At 72.0% G+C, this 20,753-nt stretch carries 18 protein-coding genes; 8 read left to right on the top strand and 10 right to left on the bottom strand.

Features of this window, described 5'->3' with window-relative positions:
- The first annotated feature begins 105 nt into the window (after positions 1-105).
- From ABFX81_RS17230 to ABFX81_RS17210, 5 genes are read left to right on the top strand one after another with little or no spacing between them, the layout of a single operon-like run.
- Positions 106-1,665 carry a hypothetical protein gene (locus ABFX81_RS17230; RefSeq protein ID WP_086848470.1) on the top strand — a complete coding sequence of 520 codons (1,560 nt, stop codon included), beginning with the start codon at positions 106-108 and terminating at the stop codon, positions 1,663-1,665.
- A 19-nt stretch (positions 1,666-1,684) separates the two neighbouring features.
- Entirely contained in the window at positions 1,685-2,239 is a 555-nt protein-coding gene (locus ABFX81_RS17225) for a hypothetical protein (protein ID WP_086848468.1), read from the top strand.
- Positions 2,240-2,241: 2 nt separating this feature from the next.
- Positions 2,242-2,673: a DUF3592 domain-containing protein gene (locus ABFX81_RS17220; RefSeq protein ID WP_086848466.1), complete on the top strand. Its 432-nt coding sequence runs from the start codon at positions 2,242-2,244 to the stop codon at positions 2,671-2,673.
- Positions 2,673-3,062: a hypothetical protein gene (locus ABFX81_RS17215; RefSeq protein WP_086848464.1), complete on the top strand. Its 390-nt coding sequence runs from the start codon at positions 2,673-2,675 to the stop codon at positions 3,060-3,062. The genes ABFX81_RS17220 and ABFX81_RS17215 overlap by 1 nt, the downstream gene beginning before the upstream one ends.
- A gap of 31 nt (positions 3,063-3,093) precedes the next feature.
- On the top strand, positions 3,094-4,782 hold the full coding sequence (locus ABFX81_RS17210) for a glycosyl hydrolase family 18 protein (RefSeq protein ID WP_086848462.1): 1,689 nt from the start codon (positions 3,094-3,096) through the stop codon (positions 4,780-4,782).
- A 27-nt stretch (positions 4,783-4,809) separates the two neighbouring features.
- Here the strand turns inward: ABFX81_RS17210 and ABFX81_RS17205 are convergent, their stop codons facing one another.
- From ABFX81_RS17205 to ABFX81_RS17190, 4 genes are all read right to left on the bottom strand, one after another.
- A complete protein-coding gene (locus tag ABFX81_RS17205; protein WP_086848460.1) occupies positions 4,810-6,126 on the bottom strand; it encodes an Nramp family divalent metal transporter in 1,317 nt (438 codons plus the stop codon).
- Between the two features lie 158 nt (positions 6,127-6,284).
- Positions 6,285-6,767, bottom strand: a complete 483-nt coding sequence (locus tag ABFX81_RS17200) for an ATP-binding protein (protein ID WP_346138284.1) — start codon at positions 6,765-6,767, stop codon at positions 6,285-6,287.
- A gap of 80 nt (positions 6,768-6,847) precedes the next feature.
- Positions 6,848-7,759, bottom strand: a complete 912-nt coding sequence (locus ABFX81_RS17195; protein WP_346138283.1) for an anti-sigma factor RsbA family regulatory protein — start codon at positions 7,757-7,759, stop codon at positions 6,848-6,850.
- 88 nt (positions 7,760-7,847) lie between these two features.
- The gene (locus tag ABFX81_RS17190; RefSeq protein ID WP_346138282.1) at positions 7,848-10,625 is read right to left on the bottom strand and encodes an ATP-binding protein; all 2,778 of its coding nucleotides are present in this window, start codon (positions 10,623-10,625) and stop codon (positions 7,848-7,850) included.
- Between the two features lie 263 nt (positions 10,626-10,888).
- On the opposite strand from ABFX81_RS17190, the gene ABFX81_RS17185 reads away from it, so the two are divergent.
- Positions 10,889-12,241 (top strand): M14 family zinc carboxypeptidase, encoded by a 1,353-nt coding sequence (locus tag ABFX81_RS17185; RefSeq protein ID WP_086847509.1) that lies wholly within the window; start codon positions 10,889-10,891, stop codon positions 12,239-12,241.
- On the opposite strand, the gene ABFX81_RS17180 is transcribed toward ABFX81_RS17185, so the two are convergent.
- The 5 genes from ABFX81_RS17180 to ABFX81_RS17160 form a co-directional block, all read right to left on the bottom strand.
- Entirely contained in the window at positions 12,242-12,742 is a 501-nt protein-coding gene (locus ABFX81_RS17180; RefSeq protein WP_086847511.1) for a hypothetical protein, read from the bottom strand. It lies immediately after the preceding gene.
- 65 nt (positions 12,743-12,807) lie between these two features.
- The gene (locus ABFX81_RS17175) at positions 12,808-14,286 is read right to left on the bottom strand and encodes a GntT/GntP/DsdX family permease (protein WP_086847512.1); all 1,479 of its coding nucleotides are present in this window, start codon (positions 14,284-14,286) and stop codon (positions 12,808-12,810) included.
- A 104-nt stretch (positions 14,287-14,390) separates the two neighbouring features.
- Positions 14,391-14,801: a Rid family hydrolase gene (locus ABFX81_RS17170; protein ID WP_086847514.1), complete on the bottom strand. Its 411-nt coding sequence runs from the start codon at positions 14,799-14,801 to the stop codon at positions 14,391-14,393.
- Positions 14,798-15,559, bottom strand: coding sequence for an IclR family transcriptional regulator domain-containing protein (locus tag ABFX81_RS17165; protein WP_086847515.1), 762 nt, complete (start codon positions 15,557-15,559; stop codon positions 14,798-14,800). Before ABFX81_RS17165 ends, ABFX81_RS17170 begins: the two co-directional genes overlap by 4 nt.
- The gene (locus ABFX81_RS17160; RefSeq protein ID WP_086847517.1) at positions 15,556-16,590 is read right to left on the bottom strand and encodes a PfkB family carbohydrate kinase; all 1,035 of its coding nucleotides are present in this window, start codon (positions 16,588-16,590) and stop codon (positions 15,556-15,558) included. The genes ABFX81_RS17165 and ABFX81_RS17160 overlap by 4 nt, the downstream gene beginning before the upstream one ends.
- A gap of 145 nt (positions 16,591-16,735) precedes the next feature.
- On the opposite strand from ABFX81_RS17160, the gene ABFX81_RS17155 reads away from it, so the two are divergent.
- Entirely contained in the window at positions 16,736-18,013 is a 1,278-nt protein-coding gene (locus ABFX81_RS17155; RefSeq protein WP_086847519.1) for an alanine racemase, read from the top strand.
- A gap of 13 nt (positions 18,014-18,026) precedes the next feature.
- Positions 18,027-19,637: an amidohydrolase family protein gene (locus ABFX81_RS17150; RefSeq protein ID WP_086847521.1), complete on the top strand. Its 1,611-nt coding sequence runs from the start codon at positions 18,027-18,029 to the stop codon at positions 19,635-19,637.
- A gap of 30 nt (positions 19,638-19,667) precedes the next feature.
- On the opposite strand, the gene ABFX81_RS17145 is transcribed toward ABFX81_RS17150, so the two are convergent.
- Positions 19,668-20,591 carry a trypsin-like peptidase domain-containing protein gene (locus ABFX81_RS17145; RefSeq protein ID WP_086847523.1) on the bottom strand — a complete coding sequence of 308 codons (924 nt, stop codon included), beginning with the start codon at positions 20,589-20,591 and terminating at the stop codon, positions 19,668-19,670.
- Positions 20,592-20,753: the final 162 nt, after the last annotated feature.

Genomic DNA, 20,753 nt, shown 5'->3' with positions numbered 1-20,753 from the left:
TGACGGTGGGCCTCCGTTTGGGCCCTGAGGCCCACGCCTCCCGCGGGGACGCGTCCCTACTCTCACCGTCCACGGGCAGGTGGTTCGGGCAAGGAGGGGTGCCGTATGGCTGGCGGGGGTGGCATACGGACGTACGGGCACAGACCGGTCTTCGACGATCGCGGCGCGACCGGCACCGAGTACCTCGGCATGATCGTCGTCAGCGCCGCGATCGTCCTGGCCGTCTCGGCCACCGGCGTGGGTCAGCTCGTCTACGACAAGATCGCCGCGCAGATCTGCAAGGTGGCCGGTGGCGGCGACTGCGCCTCGGGCGGGCCCGGGCCGGGCAAGCCCCTGACCGACGCCGACTTCGAGCCGGCGCTGTGCCAGGTCTCCTCCGTCACCGACAAGGCGGGCTCCAAGGCGAAGGTCTTCTTCTGGGAGATCGGCAAGGAGTACGGCTTCCAGGAGCAGCACATCAAGGCGAACACGGACGTCAACGGCGACGGCAAGACCGACGACAAGGACCAGCTGGTCTATCTGACCTTCACGGACGCCGCCTCGGTCGCCGCGAAGAAGGACTTCAAACCGGGCATGAAGGTGGGCCGGTTCGGCGCCGACAAGGTGGAGCTGGGGCTCGGCATCAAGGTCACCAACGGTGACACCTGGGTGTTCCAGAGCCCCGAGGAGGCCCAGCGGTTCCGGGACGACGTGGAGAAGCTCCAGATGTACGAGATGCGGCGCACCATGCCCGGCGGCGCGGAGGCGAGCCTGGGCGACAGCATCGCCTACCTCTTCGGGACGGGACCGCTCAAGGACGAGGAGGACACCCGGAACCGGATCGAGGAGCACCTCGGCGACAACCGGAAGATCACCTACGGCAAGGTGGGCCTGGAGGCCTCGGCGTCGGCGGGCCTGAAGATCTCGGCGGGCGACGAGAAGAAGCTGAGCGCCGCGCTCGGCGGCACCTTCAAGTACTCCCCCGACGTCACCTGGACGGACAACGCCTACAAGAACACCAAGTCGTACACGTACTCCTCGTCCATCGAGTACGGCTCCAAGGTGGGCTACGAGGCGGGCCCGCTCAGCGGCGAGTACGCGGCGAACACGACGCAGACCGGCACCATCACGGTCACCTACGACAAGGAGACCGGCAAGCTGGTCCGCGTCGACATGACCCGGACCGTCGAGGAGGGCGGCCAGAAGGACGGCGCCAAGGCCGGCGGTGACAACGGCAAGCAGGACGGCGACAAGCGGGGCGGGAACGCCGGCGTCAAGGGCACGGACTCCCGGACCGGCATCGAGATCGTCACCAACACCCTCACCTTCGACCCCGGCCCGGCCGGCGACCAGGACCGGGCGGTCGCCGAGCGGTGGCTGGACAGCAACAACGAGCAGGTCGCCACGCCCTTCCAGTACATGTTCGACGACCACGCGCCGACGGCCCGGCCGGGCGCCGACGACCCCTTCGGGCAGCTGATGTTCGACAAGGGCAGGTCGAGCCGGATGACGTACACCGGCGAGGTGAACGCGGCCGAGTACGGCTTCGAGTTGAATCTCGGGCTCAGTCTGGGCATGACGATCAGCACGGAGAAGAAGTCGGAGACGCTGACCGACGCCCGCTTCCTGGGGGCGCCCCGTGGGGGCGGTCGCTCCTATCTTCCCTACAGCTACTGTGCGAACTGACGAGACGGAGCCCAAGCCGATGAAGACCCGCCGTGCCCCTCTGGCCGCCGCCCTGCTGACGACCGCCGTGGCCCTGACCGGCTGCGGGAGCTCCGAGGCGGGCTCGGTGCCCGACGGCTGGGGCACGCTGAAGACGAAGGGCGTCGACGTCTCGTACCCGAAGGGGTACGAGGAGCAGAGCGCCGGCGAACGCGGCAGGCACAACGCGGCGGCGGCGGTGCGCACGGAGGACGGCAGGAAGGTCTCGGTCATCACCGTGCAGCTCGGCTTCACCGAGGCGAACTCCGCCGAGCAGGCCGCGATCGCCGCCGAGGCGGGCATCCAGCTGGGCGCGGACGTCAAGGGCCAGAAGGACGTGGAGCTGGCCGGCGCGGACGAGGCGAAGCGGATCGACTTCACCTTCGAGGCGACCGGCGAGGACGGCGGCCCGCCGAAGGGCACCCCGGTCCAGGGCGTGATCCTTGCCGGGCTGGACTCGACCGACTCCGCCTTCGCGGTCCGGGTCGACGCCCAGCGGGGGTCCCTGCCGGACGGCGACCTGGACCGGATCATCGACTCGGTCGAGGTGCACTAGCCATGGAGGTGCCGGGCGCCGGTTACGTCGTACTCGCGCTGCTCGTGGCGCTGTTCGGCGGGCTGGCGTGGAAGTACGCGCGGCGGCTGGTGACGGTGACGCGGGTGCTGCGGCGCGGGGTACGGGCGGAGGGCGAGTGCGTCCGGGTGGAGACGGAGCCGTACCACCGGTCGGACGCCACGCGGCACTTCTTCGCCTTCCGTACGGCCGACGGCACTCCGGTCGAGTTCGAGGACCTGGCGGGCTGGTCGACGACGCGGGGCACCCGGGTCACCGTCACCTACGACCCGCGCGATCCGCAGGGCACGGCGACGGTGGCGGGCCGGGGCAGCTGGTCCCCGGTGCTCCAGTCGCTCGCCCTGGTCGCGGGCTGCGGCATGGCCGCGCTGGGCTTCGCGGTTCTCCTCTACTTCGAGATCTTCGGGAGCGGTTGATGGCGCTCGTCCGCTGCTGGGCCGTCGGCATCGTCGTCCTGGTCGTCAGCGAGTACGTCCAGATGACGCTGGTGTACGGCCCCCTCGTCGGCCCGCGGGGCGTCGGCTCGTTCGGTGCCGCGCTGGCGCTGGTGCACCTGCCGAACCTGGTGTGTGTCGTGCTCGCCACCTGGGCGGCGGCGCGGGTGCACCCGGAGCCGTGGCGCCGGATGCCGGGGCGGCATCTCGCGGCGGCGTGCGCGGCTCCGGCGGCGGCGCAGGTGCTGCTGCTGTCGCTGCGGCCGGGTGTGCTGGACCCGGCCGGGCCGGCGTTGTGGATGTCGACGGGCGTGCTGCTGGCGGGATGTGCGGTGGGGCTGCTGCTCGACAGGTTGGTCTGGACCTCTTGACAGTGATGCTGGTCTGGACCATTTTCTTGTCATGTCCAGACACAGACGACCCCTGCGGCTGTGGTCGGGCGCCCTCACGGCGGCCCTGGCCCTCACTGTCACGACCGTCGGCCAGGCGTCCGCCGCCGACGTCAACAACGCCAGGAACGCCGGCTTCGAGTCGGGCCTGAGCGACTGGACCTGCTCGGCGGGCAGCGGTACGACCGTCTCCTCCCCGGTGCACGCCGGCACGGCGGCGCTGAAGGCGACCCCGGCGGGGCAGGACAACGCGCGGTGCAGCCAGACGGTCAGGGTGAAGCCCTCCTCGACGTACACGCTGGGCGCCTGGGTCCGGGGCGGATACGCCTACCTCGGCGTCTCGGGCACGGGTACCACGGACGTGTCCACCTGGACGCCGGACTCCACCTCCTGGAAGCAGCTGTCGACGACCTTCACCACGGGTTCGTCGACGACGTCGGTGACGGTGTACACACACGGCTGGTACGGGCAGGCGGCGTACTACGCGGACGACGTGTCGGTGTTCGGCCCCGACGGGGGCGGCGGCACGGACCCGGGCCCGGCGATCCCGGCCGCGCCGAGCGGCCTGAACGTCTCCGGTACGACGTCCTCGTCGGTGTCCCTCGCCTGGAACGCGGTCTCCGGCGCGACGGGTTACACCGTCTACCGCGACGGCACGAAGGTCACGGCGGTGACCGGCACGTCGGCGACGGTGACCGGCCTCGCGGCCTCGACGTCGTACTCCTTCCAGGTCACGGCGGTGAACGCGGCGGGCGAGTCGCCGAAGTCGGCGGCGGTGACGGGGACCACGAACAAGCCGAACGGCCCGGGCCCCGCGCTCCCGAAGCACGCGGTGACGGGCTACTGGCAGAACTTCAACAACGGCGCGACGGTCCAGAAGCTCTCCGACGTGCCCTCCCACTACGACATCATCGCCGTCTCGTTCGCGGACGCGACCTCCACGCCGGGGGCGGTGACCTTCAACCTGGACTCGGCCGGGCTGAACGGCTACACGGTCGACCAGTTCAAGGCGGACGTCAGGGCGAAGCAGGCGGCCGGCAAGAAGGTCGTCATCTCGGTCGGCGGTGAACGCGGCACGGTCACCGTCAACGACGCGGCGTCGGCGGCGAACTTCGCGAACAGCGTCCACGCCGTCATGCAGGAGTACGGCTTCGACGGCGTCGACATCGACCTGGAGAACGGCCTGAACGCGACATACATGACGCAGGCGCTGAGGTCGCTCTCGGCGAAGGCCGGACCGTCCCTCGTCCTCACGATGGCGCCCCAGACGATCGACATGCAGTCCACGTCCAACGCGTACTTCCGGACGGCGCTGAACGTGAAGGACATCCTCACGGTCGTCAACATGCAGTACTACAACAGCGGTTCCATGCTCGGCTGCGACGGCAAGGTCTACAGCCAGGGCTCGGTCGACTTCCTGACCGCCCTGGCCTGCATCCAGCTGGAGAACGGCCTCGCCCCGTCCCAGGTCGGCCTGGGCCTGCCGGCCTCCACCCGCGCGGCGGGCGGCGGCTACGTCCCACCGTCCGTGGTGAACAACGCCCTGGACTGCCTGACCAAGGGCTCGGGATGCGGCTCCTTCAAGCCGCCCCGGACGTATCCGGACCTCCGGGGCGCGATGACCTGGTCGACCAACTGGGACGCGACGGCCGGCAACGCGTGGTCCGACGCGGTGGGCCCGCACGTGCACGGGCTGCCGTAGCCGGCCGCCGTCCGCCTCCCCGGCGTCCTAGAAGAACTCCCCCCACGGCTGGTCCCAGATCTGCTTCACGCACAGGACCAGGAAGAGCAGGCCCGCGACGGCGAGCATCACGTTGCTGAGCGGGCCGTTGCGCCACTCCCTGGGTGTCCGGGAGGAGTTCAGGAGCCAGATGAGCGTGCCGGCGAGGAAGGGCAGGAAGGCCGCGCCGAGGACGCCGTAGATGATGATCAGACGGAAGGGCTGGCCCTCGAAGAGGAGGATCATGGGCGGGAAGGTCAGCCAGAGCAGGTAGGCGCGGAAGGGCCAGGAGCGTTCGCGTTCGCCCGAGGCGACCTCCTCGCCCTTGGCCCGGCCCTTGCCCGACTGCCGGGCCACGAAGTCGGCGAACATCAGGCTCACGCCGTGCCAGACGCCGATCAGGGAGGTGAAGGACGTGGCGAAGAAGCCGATCAGGAAGAACTTCGCCGTCGCGGCGCCGTACTCGTCCTCCAGGATGTCGCCCAGCTGGATCAGGCCCTTGTCGCCGCTCGCGATCGCGACGTTCGCCGAGTGCAGGAGCTCCGCGCCGACGAAGAGCATGGCGATCACGAAGATGCCGGTCGTGGCGTAGGCGACGCGGTTGTCCAGGCGCATGACCTTCATCCAGCCGGTGTCGGTCCAGCCCTTGGCGTTGACCCAGTAGCCGTAGGCGGCGAGGGTGATCGTGCCGCCGACGCCGCCGATCAGGCCCAGGGTGTTGAGGATCGAGTCCTTCTCGTCCGGGAGGACCGGAAGAAGGCCCGCGAAGGCGTCGGCGAGGTTGGGCGTGACGCGGATCGCCAGGTACACCGTCACCACGAACATGACGCCCACCAGGACCGTCATGACCTTCTCGAACACCGCGTACTTGTTGAACCAGACGAAGACCAGACCGACCAGACCGCAGGCGATGCCCCACCACTTCAGGTCCATCACGTCGGGGAACAGCGCCTGGAGCGGCAGCGCGCTCGACGACATCGCCGCCGCGCCGTAGACGAAGCCCCAGACCACGACGTACACGGCGAAGAACCAGGTGGTCCAGCGGCCGAGACTGGCCCAGCCGTCGAACAGGGTGCGGCCCGTGGACAGATGCCAGCGGCCCGCCGCCTCCGCCAGGGAGATCTTCACCAGACAGCCGATGATCGCGGCCCACAGGAGGGTGTAGCCGAAGTTGCTGCCCGCGATCAGCGTGGCGACCAGGTCGCCGGCGCCGACGCCGGTCGCCGCGACGACGATGCCCGGGCCGATGTACTTCCAACTCGCCTTGCGCATCGGAGGGGGCTCGTGGGCCGCGTTCTCCGTGGTGTTTCCCGTGGTCTCCGCCATGCAGGTCAACAAACCGCAAAGAGCCCGGCCCGACAAGAGGGCAGGAGTAGTCCCACCTCAGGGGCGCGGGGAACTGCGCGATCAACCACGACGAACCCGCAGCCCGAAGACGGGCCCAGGCGGGCAGGACGCACCGCCAGGGCCCACCCAGCGGAGCGTCACGGCTGTCGCCGACCACAGCCGTCCGATCCGCACGTGCCGAGCTCGAACCACACGGTCTTGCCCGGCCCGTCCCGGTGGCAGCCCCAGCGCTGGGCCAGCGCGTCCACCAGGAACATCCCACGGCCGCTCTCTCCGGTGCCCGCCTCCAGCACCCGGGGCACGCGGCGTTCCCCGTCGGCCACCTCGCAGCGCAGGACGCCGTGCGCGGCGAAGAGTGTGAGCCGGAAGCGGCTCTCGGCGTGCACCAGGGCGTTGGTGGCCAGCTCGCCGACGAGCAGTTCCGCGACGTCCGCCACCTCACCGCGCTCCGCGAGCCCCCACCCCTCCAACTGCCTGCGCACCTGAGCGCGTGCCTCGCGGACGGCGGAGGGCTCGGGGGCGAACTCGACGCTCAGGTGGCCTGCTCCCAGGGGTGGTTGCGGGAACGGGCCGTACCTGGCGTCGGGGTCCGGGAGGTGGGGCCCGGAGAGTTGCAGCATGCCTCCAGGGTGGCCCGGGGGCCGGTCCGGCACAGGGGGAGGACTACCCGATCCCCTACCTGCTTGTGCAGGTGGGCGGGTTATGCGTACTGGAGGCGGACCGTCGCTCCCCCGGCGTCGTCGCGGATGTCCACGTACGCGCAGACCTGGCGCGCGTACCACAGGCCCGGGCCCGGTTCCGCGCCGCTGGGCGGGGGCGGGACGAAGCCGGCGAGCGGGTCGCCGACGGGGCGCGCCGAGCGCAGTTCGCAGACGCAGGCGGGCGCCTCGCCCCACAGCAGGGCGGTGCCGTCGAGGGGCGCCAGGGCCGCCGCCGTCTCCGCGACGGCCGTGGCGAACAACTCGGCGCCGGCAGCGGGAAGCCCCCGGGCTTCCGCCCAGGCCTGCACGGCCGCGGCGTGCGGCTCCGCCAGGGGCTGCGCGCCCGCCGGGGGCAGCGGCAGCGGTACGGCGTCGAGTTCGGCCGTGAGCCGCAGCGGGTCCTGGTAGACGTCCGTGCCGGGGTGGGTGCGGCGGGCCGCGGCGACGACGGCGGGGCCGGCGGTGCGGGTGTCGTAGGCGCACAGGGCGGTCGTGGCCATGGGCGCGAAGAGAAGGTTGGCGAGGGCCTCGTAGCGGATCCACTCGGTGGTCTCGCGGGTCGAGCGGCCGGCGCGGCCGCTCCAGACGGGTTCCATGAGGAGGTGGATCCGGCCGCCGGGGCCGGCGTGGGCGGTGAGGTAGGAGGCCGCCTGGGCGACGGCGTTGGCGGCGGAGCCGGTGTACCAGTCGGTGTGCGGGATGCAGGTGACGTCCTTGGCGTCCCCGCCGAGGGCGTCCCGCAGGAGGTCCAGGTTGCGGGGGTCGGCGATGGCCACGGGGGGTGGTTCGCCGGGCGCGGCGAGGCCTTCGCCGAGGAAGGGCAGGGCGGCGGCCACGAAGGCGTCGTCGGTGTCGAAGACGGCCATGCGGTGGTCGAACGCGGCGGGCGTGGGGGGTTGTCGGGTGGTCATGGGTTCCCCTCGGGGGTATGTGGTGCGGTGGGGGTCTGTGGTGCGGGTCGGGGTTCTGCGGTGCGGGCGGGGGTCTGCGGTACGGCGGTCAGCGCTGGGCCGTCACCCAGGCGGCGATCTGGCTGCGGTTGCTGAAGCCGAGCTTGCTGAGGATGCGTTCGACATGGCCTTCGGCGGTGCGGCGGGCGATCACCAGACGGTCGGCGATCTGCTGGTTGGCGAGCCCTTCGGCGACGAGCCGGGCGACCTCGGTCTCACGGGGGGTGAGCCGGACCGCTGTGTCGTCGTGCGGGGCCGGGGACTCGCCGGGGTGCGGGCGGGCCGGTTCCTGGAGGGCGTGGCCGACGAGTTCGGCGAGGCCGAGGCTGCCGCCGCGCCGGTGGGCCTGTTCGAACGCGTCCCGTCCCAGGGCCCGGCAGACCCGCTCCTCACTGTCCCGGCGTGCGGAGTTGAGGGTGCGCGCGCCCCAGCGGGCGGCGTCGATGTCGGCCCAGACGCGGTCGGCGCCGCCCAGCAGCACGGCCGCGTGCCGGTGGGCGCCGCGTTCGGTGGCGATCGACGCGAGCAGGTCGAGGGTGAGGGCGATGCCGATGACGTCGTGGACGGCGAGCTTGAGGCGCAGGGCCTCGCGGGCGTGCCGCTCCGCCGGGGCCCAGTCGCGGCGCACGGTGTGCGCGAGGGCGAGTATGCGCAGCACGTACGACCGTACCCACTGTTCGCCGTGCCGCTCGCACAGCCCGAGGGCCCGCTCGCACACCTCGACGGCCCGGTCGGCCTCGCCCAGGAAGCCCAGCGTGCAGGCCAGTTCGACCTGGTCGAGGCCTACGACACTGAGGTGCTGGCCGGGCACGGGGCCGCGGGCGACGGTGGTCTCGAAGTGCCGCAGCGCGCCGGGCAGGTCGTCGCCGAACAGCCTCAGGACGCCGATGACGTACTCGGCGTGGGCGGCCTCGGCGGTGTCGCCCAGGACCCGTGCGAGGGCGAGGGCGTCCCTGGCGTCGCGGCGGCCGCGGGGGAAGTCCTGGGTGGCGGCGGCGAGCAGCCCGGCTACCCAGAGGCCGCGGGCCCGTTCCGGGGTCGGCTCGGGGTTGGCGGCCAGGGCCCGGTCCAGCCAGTACAGGCCCTCGCGCGGGGCGCCGCAGGCGTGCCAGTAGAACCAGAGGGTTCCGGCGAGCCGCAGCCCGGCGAGCGCCTCGCCCGGGGTGGAGAGGCTGAAGTCGAGGGCGGCGCGCAGGTTGTCCCGGTCGGCGCGCAGCCGGGCGACGGTCTCCGGCTGCCCGGGCCCGAACCAGCCGCGCTCGCACTCCCCGACCCATCGCAGCGTCCAGTCCCGCTGCCGCCGCCGGACAGCGCCCTCCTCCCCGGCGGTCCGGCGCAGCTGCTCCAGCCCGTACTGCCGCAGCGTGTCGAGCATCCGGTACCGCACCCCACCGGGCCCCGGTTCCCGGCACAGCACGGACTTGTCCACCAGCCCGGCGACGGCGTCGAGCACGTCGTCGGCACGCAGGGCCGGGCCGGGCCGGGCGGGCCAGGTGCCTGCGGCGCCCGCGGCCGGCGAGGGCGTGGCAGGGCCTGCCGGTTCGGGCAGGGGCGGGGGCAGCGTCACGCCTTCCGGGCCCTGCGCGCACGGGGGCCGCGTCAGGGCGCCGCCGGGGCCGCTCCCGGGGCTCGGGGTGATCAGGGACTCGGGGCGCATCGCGGGCAGCGGCACGGGCCCGACTGCCGGAGCGGGCACAGGCAGCGCCATGTTCCGGGAACCGCCGCCGAGCGGGGACAGCGTCACGGTTCCCGCGAGCGCCTGCATGGGCAGGGTTCGTTCACCGGGGCCGTCGTCGAACCGGGCGCCGCCCGACGCGACATCGGGACGTGCCCCGCCCGCGACACGACCCGTGCCCGCCCCGCCCGGCGCGAGCGCCTGCGCCTGCGCCGGGCTCCTTCCCCGCCGGGGGCCGGGCTCCCCCGTGTCGTCCGCGCACACCGTCTCCGCCGTCTCCAGGTCGAAACTGCCCGCGAGGACCGACAGCCGGGCCCACACCAGTTGCTCGGGGGCGGTGCACAGGTCGTGGCTCCAGGCGACCGCCGCGCGCAGGGTCTGGTGGCGGGGCAGGGCGGCGGGGCTGCCGGTGGTGAGGAAGCGGTAGCGGTCGTCGAGGCGGTCCAGGAGCTGGTCGACGTCGAGGACGCGCATGCGCACGGCGGCGAGTTCGATGGCGAGGGGCAGGCCGTCCAGACGGCTGCACAGGCGGGCCACGGAGGCGCGGTTGTCCGGGGTGAGGCGGAAGCCGGGGAGGACCGCGGCGGCCCGGTCGGCGAAGAGCGTGAGGGCCGGGTAGCCCTCGGCGGCGGAGAGGTCGCCGTCCGGGTCGGGCACCGGCAGGGGCCGCACCTCCAGCAGGTGCTCCTCGGTGAGCCCGAGCCGGTGCCGGCTGGTGGCGAGGACGCGGACGCCCTCGGTGCCGTGCAGCAGGGCCGCCGCGAGTCGCGCGCACGCACCCGCCAGGTGCTCGCAGTTGTCGACGACGAGCAGCAGCCGCCGGTCCCGCACCTGCTCGACGAGGGCGTCCAGCGGCGGCTGGGCGGAGTGGTCGTGCAGCCCCAGCGCGTCGGCGGCGGCGAGCGGCACGAGCGCCGGGTCGTGCAGCCCGGAGAGGTGCACGAAGCGCACGCCGTCCGGGAAGGCCCGCTGCACCCGGGCCGCGACGCGCGCGGCGAGCCGGGTCTTGCCGACGCCGCCCGGCCCGGTCAGCGTCACCAGCCGTGCGCGGGCCAACAGCTCGCGGCCCTGGGTCAGTTCGCCACGCCGGTCGACGAAGCTGGTCGTCTCGACCGGCAGTTGGTGGTCCCGTCGTGGCGCTGATCCGCCCATGATCAGCCAGTCCTCTGGGGGTGTGGTCCGAGGGCCGACAGGCCCTAGCGCGGGTCCTCACTCTCCCCCTTCGCGTACATATATGCACGCTCGGGTCACACCCGTGGGTGTACTTCGGCAGGGACAGCTCGACCGCAGGGCCGCACGCGTACACTGCGCGTCCGCTTTCAGTCTTGACCTGCTCATGCCATTGGCAGAACGATGTGCGCCACCCGCACCACGTACGTCGCACGGAACAACCCCACCTCCCACAAGGAGATTTCATGCGACTCCGCATACGAGGCTCCGGTGCCCGCACCGGCAGACGCACCGCCGCCCTCGCCGCCCTCCTCGCACTCGCCCTCGCGGCGCCCCTCTCCGCGACGACGACCGACGCCACCGCCGACAGCGTCCGCAAGGCGGCCCCCTCCGCCGACGACGTCCGGCAGTACGAGATCCACATGCACTCGACGGCCGGGGACCGCACGGCACTTCAGCGCACCGGAGTGACCGTGGACGAGGCCCACGGCCACGGCGTCGTCGTCTCCGGACGCGCGGACCAGATCAAGAAGCTGCGCGCGCTGGGCTACGAGGTCACCCCGCTCGGCGCGGTCCCCGACCGGTCCGCCGGCGAGGACGACGTACGGATCTCAGACTTCCCGTCGGGCGACTCGAAATACCACAACTACGCGGAGATGACGAGCGAGATCAACTCGATCGTCTCGGCCAACCCGTCCATCGCGAGCCAGCGCGTGATCGGCAAGTCCTACCAGGGCCGGAACATCGTCGCCGTCAAGATCAGCGACAACGTCGGCGCCGACGAGTCCGAGCCGGAGGTGCTGTTCACGCACCACCAGCACGCCCGCGAGCACCTCACCGTCGAGATGGCGCTCTACCTGCTGCGCGAGCTGACCTCCGACTACGGCTCCGACTCGCGCGTCGCCAGCCTGGTGAACAACCGTGAGATCTGGATCGTCCCGGACGTCAACCCGGACGGCGGCGAGTACGACATCGCCACCGGGTCGTACCGCTCGTGGCGCAAGAACCGCCAGCCCAACAGCGGCAGTTCGTACGTCGGTACGGACCTCAACCGCAACTGGAACTACCGCTGGGGCTGCTGCGGCGGCTCCTCCGGCTCGACGTCCTCCGACACCTACCGGGGCTCCGCGCCCGAGTCCGCGCCCGAGGTCAAGGTCGTCGCCGACTTCGTGCGCAGCCGGGTCGTCGGCGGGGTGCAGCAGATCAAGGCCGGCATCGACTTCCACACGTACAGCGAGCTGGTGCTGTGGCCGTTCGGCTACACGTACTCCGACACGACCACCGGGATGACCGCGGACGACCACGCGGCGTTCAAGGCGGTCGGGCAGAAGATGGCCGCGAGCAACGGGTACACGGCGGAACAGTCCAGCGACCTGTACATCACGGACGGGTCGATCGACGACTACCTCTGGGGCGCACACAAGATCTTCGGGTACACCTTCGAGATGTACCCGAGGTCCGGCGGTGGCGGGTTCTACCCGCCCGACGAGGTGATCGAGCGGGAGACCTCCCGTAACCGGGACGCGGTCTTGCAGTTGCTGGAGAACGCCGACTGCATGTACCGGTCGATCGGCAAGGAAACGCAGTACTGCCGGTAGTTACTCGGCGTCTTCCTCGAAGTAGGCGTCCAGTACCGCGTCCAACTGCGTGTCCCACTCGGCGAAGTGGCTCCTGGCCGGTGCTTCGATCTCGATCGGGTACCAGCGCCGGTCAGGGGTGTGGACGGTGACGGTGTAGCGCTTGCCGAAGCGGGCGGTCTCCGTCTCGACCGCGCCGATCTCGTCCCAGCGGAACTCGCATTCCTGGTCGTCCAGGGACAGGCGTACGCCTCTGTGGTCGGCGACCATCTTCGCGCGGCGATCGGACGCCTCGAAGACGGGGCCGTCGGGTACGGCGTCCTCCTCCGGCTCGGAGGGCGACGCCTCGGCCGTCTCCTCCGGCTCGGGGGCGGTCTCCCCGGCCTCGGCGACCTCGGGCTCCTTCTCCGGCTCCTCGTCCTCCGTCCGTCCGGACGCGGGTGACGTGAGCCCGGGGATGAAGGCCGGGTCGAATCCGGCGCCTTCCAGGGGCTGGCTGCTCGAACCTATGCGCTGCTCCACAGCGAAGCAGTATGGTCGACGAACCTGTTCCGCACACAGCCAGCCCCAGCATCGTTATCAGACACCTACACGAACAGGCTCAGCACCGCGGCCACCACGAACCCCGCCACGGACAGCACACTCTCCAGCACCGTCCACGACTTGAGCGTGTCCCGCTCGCTGATGCCGAAGTACTTGGCGACCATCCAGAAGCCGCCGTCGTTGACGTGCGAGGCGAAGATGGAGCCGGCGGAGATGGCCATGATGACCAGGGCGACGAAGGCCTGGGAGTGGTCGCCCTCGGAGAGCAGGGGCGCCACGATGCCCGCCGTCGTCACGATGGCCACCGTCGCGGAGCCCTGGGCGACGCGCAGGACCACGGAGATCAGGTAGGCGAGGACGAGCACCGGCAGGCCCACGTCGTTGAACGTGTCGGAGAGGGCCTGGGCGACGCCGCTGGCCTTGAGGACGGCGCCGAAGATGCCGCCCGCGCCGACCACGAGCAGGATGTTGCCGACCGGCTTCAGGGACGCGGTCGACACCGTCTCCAGGGACTTGCGGGACCAGCCGCGCCGGATGCCGAGCAGGTAGTACGCGAGGAACAGGGCGAGGGTGAGCGCCACGAACGGGTTGCCGAAGAACTCGATCACCGAGCGGAGCGTGGAGGGGTCCAGGGCGATCGAGGAGAAGGTCGCGGCGAGGATGAGGACCAGCGGGGTGCCGATGATGCCGAGGACCGTGCCGAGGGAGACCGGCTGCTCGCGCGGCTCGGTGCCGGCCGCCCGCTGCTCGTCGATCACGGCCTGCTTCGCTTCCTCCGCCGCCTCGACCATGTCCTGCGGCACGGCGACGAAGATGCGGCGGCCGATCCACGCGGAGTACGCCCACGCGGCCACGACGGCCGGCAGACCGCAGACGACGCCCATGAGGATGACCCAGCCGAGGTCCACGTGCAGGAGACCGGCCGCGGCGACCGGGCCCGGGTGCGGGGGCAGGAAGGCGTGGGTGACGGAGAGGCCCGCGAGCAGGGGCAGACAGTAGAGCAGGATCGACTTGCCCGAGCGCTTGGCGGCGGCGTAGACGATCGGCGCCAGGACGAAGATGCCGACGTCGAAGAAGACGGGGATGCCGAAGATCAGGCCCGTCAGGCCCATGGCGAGCGGGGCGCGCTTCTCGCCAAACATGCCGAGGAGCCGGCCGGCCAGCACCTCCGCGCCGCCGCTGACTTCGAGGATCGCGCCGAGCATGGTGCCCAGGCCGATGATGATCGCGACATGGCCGAGGATGCCGCCCATGCCGGACTCGATCGTGGAGACGGCGTCCGACTTCTGGACCGTGCCGAAGAGTTCGGTGACCGACAGGCCGGCCGCGAGGCCGACGGCTATGGAGACCGCGAGCAGCGCGACGAACGGCTGGAGTCTCATCCTGATGATGAGGAACAGCAGCAGCCCGATGCCGAGCGCGGCGGTGAGCAGGAGTCCGGCCGTACCGTCGACCAGGAGGAGCAGGCCTCCGGTGTGGGGTGGGGTCTCGGCGGGGGCGGACGCGGCGAGCGGATGGGACATTTGGGGGTCCTCTGCGTAAATGCATACAGCTTCTGGGTAGGGGGGAGCGCGACGCGGCGCATCGGGGGCGCCGCGCCTCACGGACGTGCGGGAGTGGGGGTGGGTCAGCCGAGAACGGCCAGCGCGTCGATCTCGACGAGGAGGCCCGCGGGCAGGCCGACGTAGACCGTCGTGCGCGCGGCGGGCGGCCGGGTGAGGCCCTGCTCCTCGAAGTACGCGTTGTAGATCTCGTTGAACTCGGCGAAGTGGGCCACGTCGGTGAGGTAGACGCGGATCATCATCGCGTCGTCCCAGCCGGAGCCGCCCTCTTCGAGAACGGCCTTGACGTTGGCCAGGGTCTGGAGGGTCTGCTCGCGCAGGGTCGGCCCGGCGGGTGTGGGCGGCTTGCCCTCCTCGGCGGGCAGGAAGCCGACCTGGCCGGCGACCTGGAGGATGTTGCCCTTCTTCACACCGTGCGAGAACTTCGCCGGCGGGGTGGTGTGGGTCTTGGGGGTGAGTGCGGTCTTGTCCGTCATTCGGTGCCCTTCACTGGTGTTCTGCCGGAGTACTCGCCGCTGATGGCGTCCGCCGTACGGCGCACCAGCGGCAGGAGGGTGAGGAGTTCGTCGGCGGTGACGACGACGTTCGGCGCGGAGACCGACATCGCGGCGACGACCCGGCCGTCGGCGCCGCGGATGGGCGCCGCGACGCAGTTGATGGACTCCTCGTGGCCACCGAGGTCGGTGGCCCAGCCCTGTTCGCGCACCTTCTCCAGCTCGCGCAGGAACGCGGTGGCGTTGGAGGTCGAACGGGCCGTGTACGCGGGGTATTCGAGCTTCTCCGCCACCGCCCGCCGCTCGTGCTCGGGCAGGTCGGCCAGCAGCAGCTTCGCGACCGCGGCGACGGTGATGGCGACGGGCTTGCCGATCCGGGAGTACATCCGCACCGGGTAGCGGCTCTCGACCTTGTCGATGTAGAGGACCTCGTTCTCCTCGTACACGGCGAGGTGCACGGTGTGTCCGCAGCTCTCGTTGAGGCGGACCAGGTGCGGATGGGCGATCTCGCGGACGTCGAGGTTCTCCATCGCCTCCTGGGCGAGGGCGAAGAGGCGGGCGCCGAGGCGGTAGCGCTGGTCGGACTGGCGGTAGACGAGGCCGTGCTCGTGCAGGGTGCGCAGCAGGCGCAGGGCCGTGGACTTGTGCACGCCGAGGCGGTCGGCGACCTGTCCCAGGTCGGCGGGGCCTTCGGCGAGCAGCGGCAGGATGCTGAGCGCGCGGTCGACGGTCTGGCTCATGGCGTACGTACCTCCTCGGGGGCCCGCTGTGTGTCATCGGTCCAGCCCGGGCCGAGTCGCAGTCTCCCCCATGCTGCGTCGTCCAGGGCGGCGAGGCGGTCGGCGTGCTCCCGCGCGGGCGGCGCGGCGAGGTCACCGGGGGCGGTGAGGACGGCGGCGGCCATCAGGTGCCCGTGCCGCAGCCGGTCCCGGACGGGCAGTCCGCGCAGGGTGGCGGAGAGGAACCCGGCGGCGAAGGCGTCCCCGGCGCCGACGGCGGCGACGACGTCGACCCGCGGGGCGGGCACGGAGGTGACGTCCCGCCGGTCGAAGACGGTGGCTCCCGCGGCGCCCTGCTTCACGACCAGCACCTCGGGTTCGGGGAGGGCGGCGCGGACGGCCTCGGCGCCGCGCAGCCCCCAGGCCTCGTCCTGCCCGACGAACACGAGGTCCGCGCCCCGCGCGAGGTCCCGCAGCACCTCCGGGGCGTCCGTGTCGCGCCACAGGCCGGGCCGGTGGTTGACGTCGAAGGAGACCAGGGGGCGGCCGGGCCGGCGTGCGGTCAGCTCGCGCATCAGGTCCAGGCAGGTCCCGGACAGCGCGGCCGTGATGCCGGACAGGTGCAGTATGCGGCCGGCGCGGACCGCGTCCAGGTCCACGTTGCCGGCCGACATGGCCGAGGCCGCGGATCCGGCCCGGTAGTACGCCACCTCGTGCGCGTCGGTGGCCCGGTCCCCGGCGGTGCGGAAGTAGATGCCGGTGGGGCGGGCGGGGTCGCGCCGGACGTGTGCCACGTCGACCCCGTACCCGCCGATGGCCTCGACCAGGTGGTCGCCGAACGGGTCGTCCCCCACCCGGCTGACCCACCGCACGGAGTGTCCGGCGGCGGCCAGCACGCACGCCGTGTTGGACTCCGCGCCGCCGATGCCCCGGTCGAAGGAGGGGACGTCGGCGAGCCGGCCCGGCCGGGACGGCAGGAACGTGACCATGGCCTCGCCGAGCGCGACGACGTCCACGACGTCGGGGGCGTTGCAGGGTCCGGTGGGGGTCACGATGCTCGTAGCTCCTGGTTGCTCGGCGGGGGCGGCTGGTGCGGCCGCTTTCGTTGACCCCGGGTGGCCGAGATGTTAGACAGCGTTGAGCGATATACGCAATGAATGTTGCAGGCAGTGCAACACCCCTGATCAGGGAGGCTTCATGACAGCCGATACCGCCGCCGAGTCCCTCGCCCGGCTCGCCGACGAGCGCGTCGACCACCGCTTCAAGGGCCTCCCGCCGGACGCCGACGGCCTGACCGTGGGCGAGCTGGCCGCCCAGCGCCGGCACCTGTTCACCGGCGGTTTCGCCACGCCCGTGCTCGCGCTGTCCGCCGAGCGCCTGGAGCACAACCTGAGACTCATGGAGACCTACGCCGACCGGCACGGCCTGGCCTTCGCGCCGCACGGCAAGACCTCCATGGCACCGCAGCTGTTCCAGCGGCAGATCGCGCACGGGGCATGGGGCATCACGCTGGCGGTGCCGCATCAGGTGCGGGTGGCGCGCGCGTTCGGGACCCGGCGCGTGTTCCTGGCGAACGAGCTGGTCGACGCGGCGGCCCTGCGCTGGGTCTCCGCCGAGCTGGACGCCGATCCGGGGTTCCGCTTCGTCTGTTACGTCGACTCGGTGCGCGGGGTGGAGCTGATGGACGCCGCGCTGAGGGGTGCCCGGCGCCCGCTGGACGTCGTCGTCGAACTCGCGGCCGGGGAGGGCGCCCGTACCGGTGTGCGTACGGAGGCGGAGGGCGCGGCGGTCGCGGACGCGGTGGCGGGCACGCGGACCCTGCGGCTGGCCGGCGTCGCGGGCTACGAGGGCGAGGTGCCGAAGGCCGACCCGGAGCGGGTGACGGCCTGGCTGCGGCGGCTGGTCGCGCTGGCCGCCGGCTTCGACAAGGCGGGGCGTTTCAAGGACGTGGACGAGATCGTCGTCAGCGCGGGCGGCAGCGCCTGGTTCGACGCGGTCGCCGACGTCTTCGCGGAGATCCCCGGACTCTCCCTGCCGGTCCTGAAGCTGCTGCGCTCGGGCGCCTACGTCTCGCACGACGACGGCCACTACCGCAAGCTGACCCCGTTCAACCGGGTGCCCGAGGAGGGCGCCCTGGAGCCGGCGTTCCGGCTGTGGACGCAGGTGGTGTCACGGCCCTCCGCCGAGCAGGCCTTCGTCAACGCGGGCAAGCGGGACGCGGCCTACGACCTCGACCTGCCCTTCGCCCAGGTGATCCGCCGGGACGGCGCCGAGCGCCCGGCCACCGGCGTGTCGGTGACGGCCCTGTCCGACCAGCACGCCTGGCTGAGCACCACGCCGGAGGCGGATCTGGAGGTGGGCGACTGGGTCGGCCTGGGGCTGTCCCACCCGTGCACGTCGTTCGACAAGTGGCCGCTGATCCCGGTCGCCGAGGCGGACGGCACGGTCGTCGACTACGTCCGTACGTTCTTCTAGGAGGCGGGAAGCGATGGAAGAGCTCGTCATCCGGGACGCGGACGTCGTCGACGGCTCCGGCGCGGACTCCTACCGGGCCGATGTCGTGGTCGACGGCGGCCGGATCGTGTCCATCGTCAAGGAGGCCGCCGCGGCCGGCTGCCAGCGGCCCAAGGCACGCCGGGAGCTGGACGCCGAGGGCCTCGTGCTGTCGCCCGGCTTCGTCGACATGCACGCCCACAGCGACCTGGCCCTGCTGCGCGACCCCGACCACAGCGCCAAGGCCGCGCAGGGCGTCACGCTGGAGGTCATCGGCCAGGACGGGCTGTCGTACGCGCCGGTCGACGACCGCACGCTCGGCGAGGTGCGCCGGGCGATCGCCGGGTGGAACGGCTCCGGCGACGACATCGACTTCGACTGGCGGACGGTGGGCGAGTACCTCGACCGCCTCGACCGCGGGATCGCCGTGAACGCGGCCTACCTCGTCCCCCAGGGCACGGTCCGCGCGCTCGCCGTCGGCTGGGAGGACCGGGAGGCCACGCCGCGGGAGCTGGACCGGATGCGGCAGCTGGTCGCCGAGGGCATGGAGCAGGGCGCCGTCGGCATGTCGTCGGGGCTGACGTACACGCCCGGCATGTACGCGAAGGACGCCGAACTGACCGAGCTGTGCCGGGTGGTGGCGTCGTACGGCGGCTACTACTGCCCGCACCACCGCTCCTACGGCGCGGGCGCCCTGGAGGCGTACCGGGAGATGGTCGCGCTGACCCGGGAGGCGGGCTGCTCCCTGCATCTCGCCCACGCCACCATGAACTTCGGCGTGAACAAGGGCCGGGCGCCCGAACTCCTGGCCCTGCTGGACGAGGCGCTGGCGGACGGGGCGGACATCAGCCTCGACACCTACCCCTACACACCGGGCTGTACGACGCTGGCGGCCATGCTGCCGAGCTGGGCGAGCGAGGGCGGCCCCGAGCGGGCCGTCGAGCGGCTGGCGGACGACGGGACGGCCGAGCGGATCCGCCACGACCTGGAGGTCACCGGCTCGGACGGCTGCCACGGCGTGCCCATCGAGTGGGACACGATCGAGATCTCGGGCGTGGGCGATCCGGCGCTGGCCGATCACGTCGGCCGGACGGTCCAGGAGTCGGCCGACCGGCGGGGCGAGGCCCCCTGGGTGACCGCGCGCGGGCTGCTGCTGGCCGACCGGCTGGCGCCGACGATCCTCCAGCACGTCGGCCACGAGGAGAACGTCCGGGCGATCATGCGCCACCGCGTGCACACCGGGGGCTCGGACGGCATCCTCCAGGGCGCCAAGCCGCACCCGCGCGCGTACGGCACGTTCCCGCACTACCTCGGGCACTACGTGCGGGAGTTGGGGGTGCTGTCGCTGGAGGAGTGCGTCGCGCACCTCACCTCGCGCCCGGCGGCCCGGCTCCGGCTGCCGGACCGGGGCCTGGTGCGCGAGGGCTACGTCGCCGACCTGGTGCTCTTCGACCCGGCGACGGTCGCGGCGGGGTCGAGCTTCGCCGAGCCGCGCGTGCTCCCGACGGGCATCCCGTACGTGCTGGTCGACGGGCGGTTCGTGATCGAGGACGGGCGTCGCACGGACGCCCTGGCGGGCCGGGCGGTCCGCAGGACTCCCGCGTGACCGCCCGCCCCGGAGGGACCTGCCCCGGCCTTACGGCTTGGGCAGGGTGCAGCCGCTCGCGCTCAGGTCGAGCTTGTTGTCGATGCCGAAGCAGGACGGGATCTGGTAGGTCTGCTGGGCGTAGTTGATGCCCTTGCGGACGGTCACGTTGCCGCTCTTGTCGACCTCACAGGGGTTGTTCACCGTGCAGCGCTCGCCGTCCTCGTTGCCGGTGTTGTTGACGGCGACGACCTTGCCGGTGGCCTCGTCGACGACGGGCGAACCGGACGTGCCGCCGATGGTGTTGCAGGCGGAGGTGTAACGGACCGAGTCCTTCCAGGTCCAGTCGCCTTCCTTCAGGGTGTGCGCGAACCCGTCGATGTCGCAGCTGTAGACGCGCTTCCAGTAGCCGGAGGGGATGCTGATGGCGGTGCCGGCCACCGGGTGCGTGTCGTTCAGCGTCAGCGGGTTGATGCCGTACGAGCTCTTGATCTGCCCGTAGGTGGTGGTGAGCTGGTAGAACGCGACGTCCGTGTCGGTCATCGTGCCGTACGCGAGCTTGGCGGCGCGCAGGGTGGCGACGCGCGAGCCGGAGGCGTTGAGCAGGCTGAAGGTGCGGCTGGACGCCTTGTCGACGAGGACCTCGCCGGGTGCGGGGAAGCCGCTGTCCAGGCAGTGGCCGTTGGTCATCACCAGCGCCGGGTCGTCGGCCTCGGAGTCCGGCATGCGCACGACGGAACCGGAGCAGTTGCTGAGCGCGACGGTGCCGGCGAGGTTCACGGCCTTGGCCGACGGGTTGAGCCCGGACAGCGCCTGCTCCACGGACGTGACCACGTCCGGGACGGCGGACGTGGCCGAGCCCGTGTCCGCGACCTTGCCGACGCCCGTGGGGGCGGCCTCGGCAGCGGTCGCGGGAGCCGCGCCCGCCCCGGCTATCGCCAGGGCGCAGAACGCGGCTGCGAGAGGTTTTCTCATGGGGGGTCCCCTCTTGCGACGGAGGCGGCCGGAAATCTTCCGGCCGCCTGCAGTGTTGTCATGCGCATTGTGATCGTCGCAAGGGGCGCCGCACAAGAACCTGTTTCACAACCGGAATGCCGACGTCCCGTCAGACCCTACTCAACGGCCCCTCCGGACCGG

The sequence above is a fragment of the Streptomyces coeruleofuscus genome (assembly GCF_039532725.1).
Taxonomy (GTDB): domain Bacteria; phylum Actinomycetota; class Actinomycetes; order Streptomycetales; family Streptomycetaceae; genus Streptomyces; species Streptomyces coeruleofuscus.
This window is presented reverse-complemented; position numbering and strand designations above follow the sequence as displayed.

Excerpts from the sequence above, each read along its gene's own strand:
- ABFX81_RS17230 (WP_086848470.1), top strand. The coding sequence starts at position 106 with ATGGCTGGCGGGGGTGGCATACGGACGTACGGGCACAGACCGGTCTTC.
- ABFX81_RS17225 (WP_086848468.1), top strand. The coding sequence starts at position 1,685 with ATGAAGACCCGCCGTGCCCCTCTGGCCGCCGCCCTGCTGACGACCGCC.
- ABFX81_RS17220 (WP_086848466.1), top strand. The coding sequence starts at position 2,242 with ATGGAGGTGCCGGGCGCCGGTTACGTCGTACTCGCGCTGCTCGTGGCG.
- ABFX81_RS17215 (WP_086848464.1), top strand. The coding sequence starts at position 2,673 with ATGGCGCTCGTCCGCTGCTGGGCCGTCGGCATCGTCGTCCTGGTCGTC.
- ABFX81_RS17210 (WP_086848462.1), top strand. The coding sequence starts at position 3,094 with ATGTCCAGACACAGACGACCCCTGCGGCTGTGGTCGGGCGCCCTCACG.
- ABFX81_RS17205 (WP_086848460.1), bottom strand. The coding sequence starts at position 6,126 with ATGGCGGAGACCACGGGAAACACCACGGAGAACGCGGCCCACGAGCCC.
- ABFX81_RS17200 (WP_346138284.1), bottom strand. The coding sequence starts at position 6,767 with ATGCTGCAACTCTCCGGGCCCCACCTCCCGGACCCCGACGCCAGGTAC.
- ABFX81_RS17195 (WP_346138283.1), bottom strand. The coding sequence starts at position 7,759 with ATGACCACCCGACAACCCCCCACGCCCGCCGCGTTCGACCACCGCATG.
- ABFX81_RS17190 (WP_346138282.1), bottom strand. The coding sequence starts at position 10,625 with ATGGGCGGATCAGCGCCACGACGGGACCACCAACTGCCGGTCGAGACG.
- ABFX81_RS17185 (WP_086847509.1), top strand. The coding sequence starts at position 10,889 with ATGCGACTCCGCATACGAGGCTCCGGTGCCCGCACCGGCAGACGCACC.
- ABFX81_RS17175 (WP_086847512.1), bottom strand. The coding sequence starts at position 14,286 with ATGTCCCATCCGCTCGCCGCGTCCGCCCCCGCCGAGACCCCACCCCAC.
- ABFX81_RS17170 (WP_086847514.1), bottom strand. The coding sequence starts at position 14,801 with ATGACGGACAAGACCGCACTCACCCCCAAGACCCACACCACCCCGCCG.
- ABFX81_RS17165 (WP_086847515.1), bottom strand. The coding sequence starts at position 15,559 with ATGAGCCAGACCGTCGACCGCGCGCTCAGCATCCTGCCGCTGCTCGCC.
- ABFX81_RS17155 (WP_086847519.1), top strand. The coding sequence starts at position 16,736 with ATGACAGCCGATACCGCCGCCGAGTCCCTCGCCCGGCTCGCCGACGAG.
- ABFX81_RS17150 (WP_086847521.1), top strand. The coding sequence starts at position 18,027 with ATGGAAGAGCTCGTCATCCGGGACGCGGACGTCGTCGACGGCTCCGGC.
- ABFX81_RS17145 (WP_086847523.1), bottom strand. The coding sequence starts at position 20,591 with ATGAGAAAACCTCTCGCAGCCGCGTTCTGCGCCCTGGCGATAGCCGGG.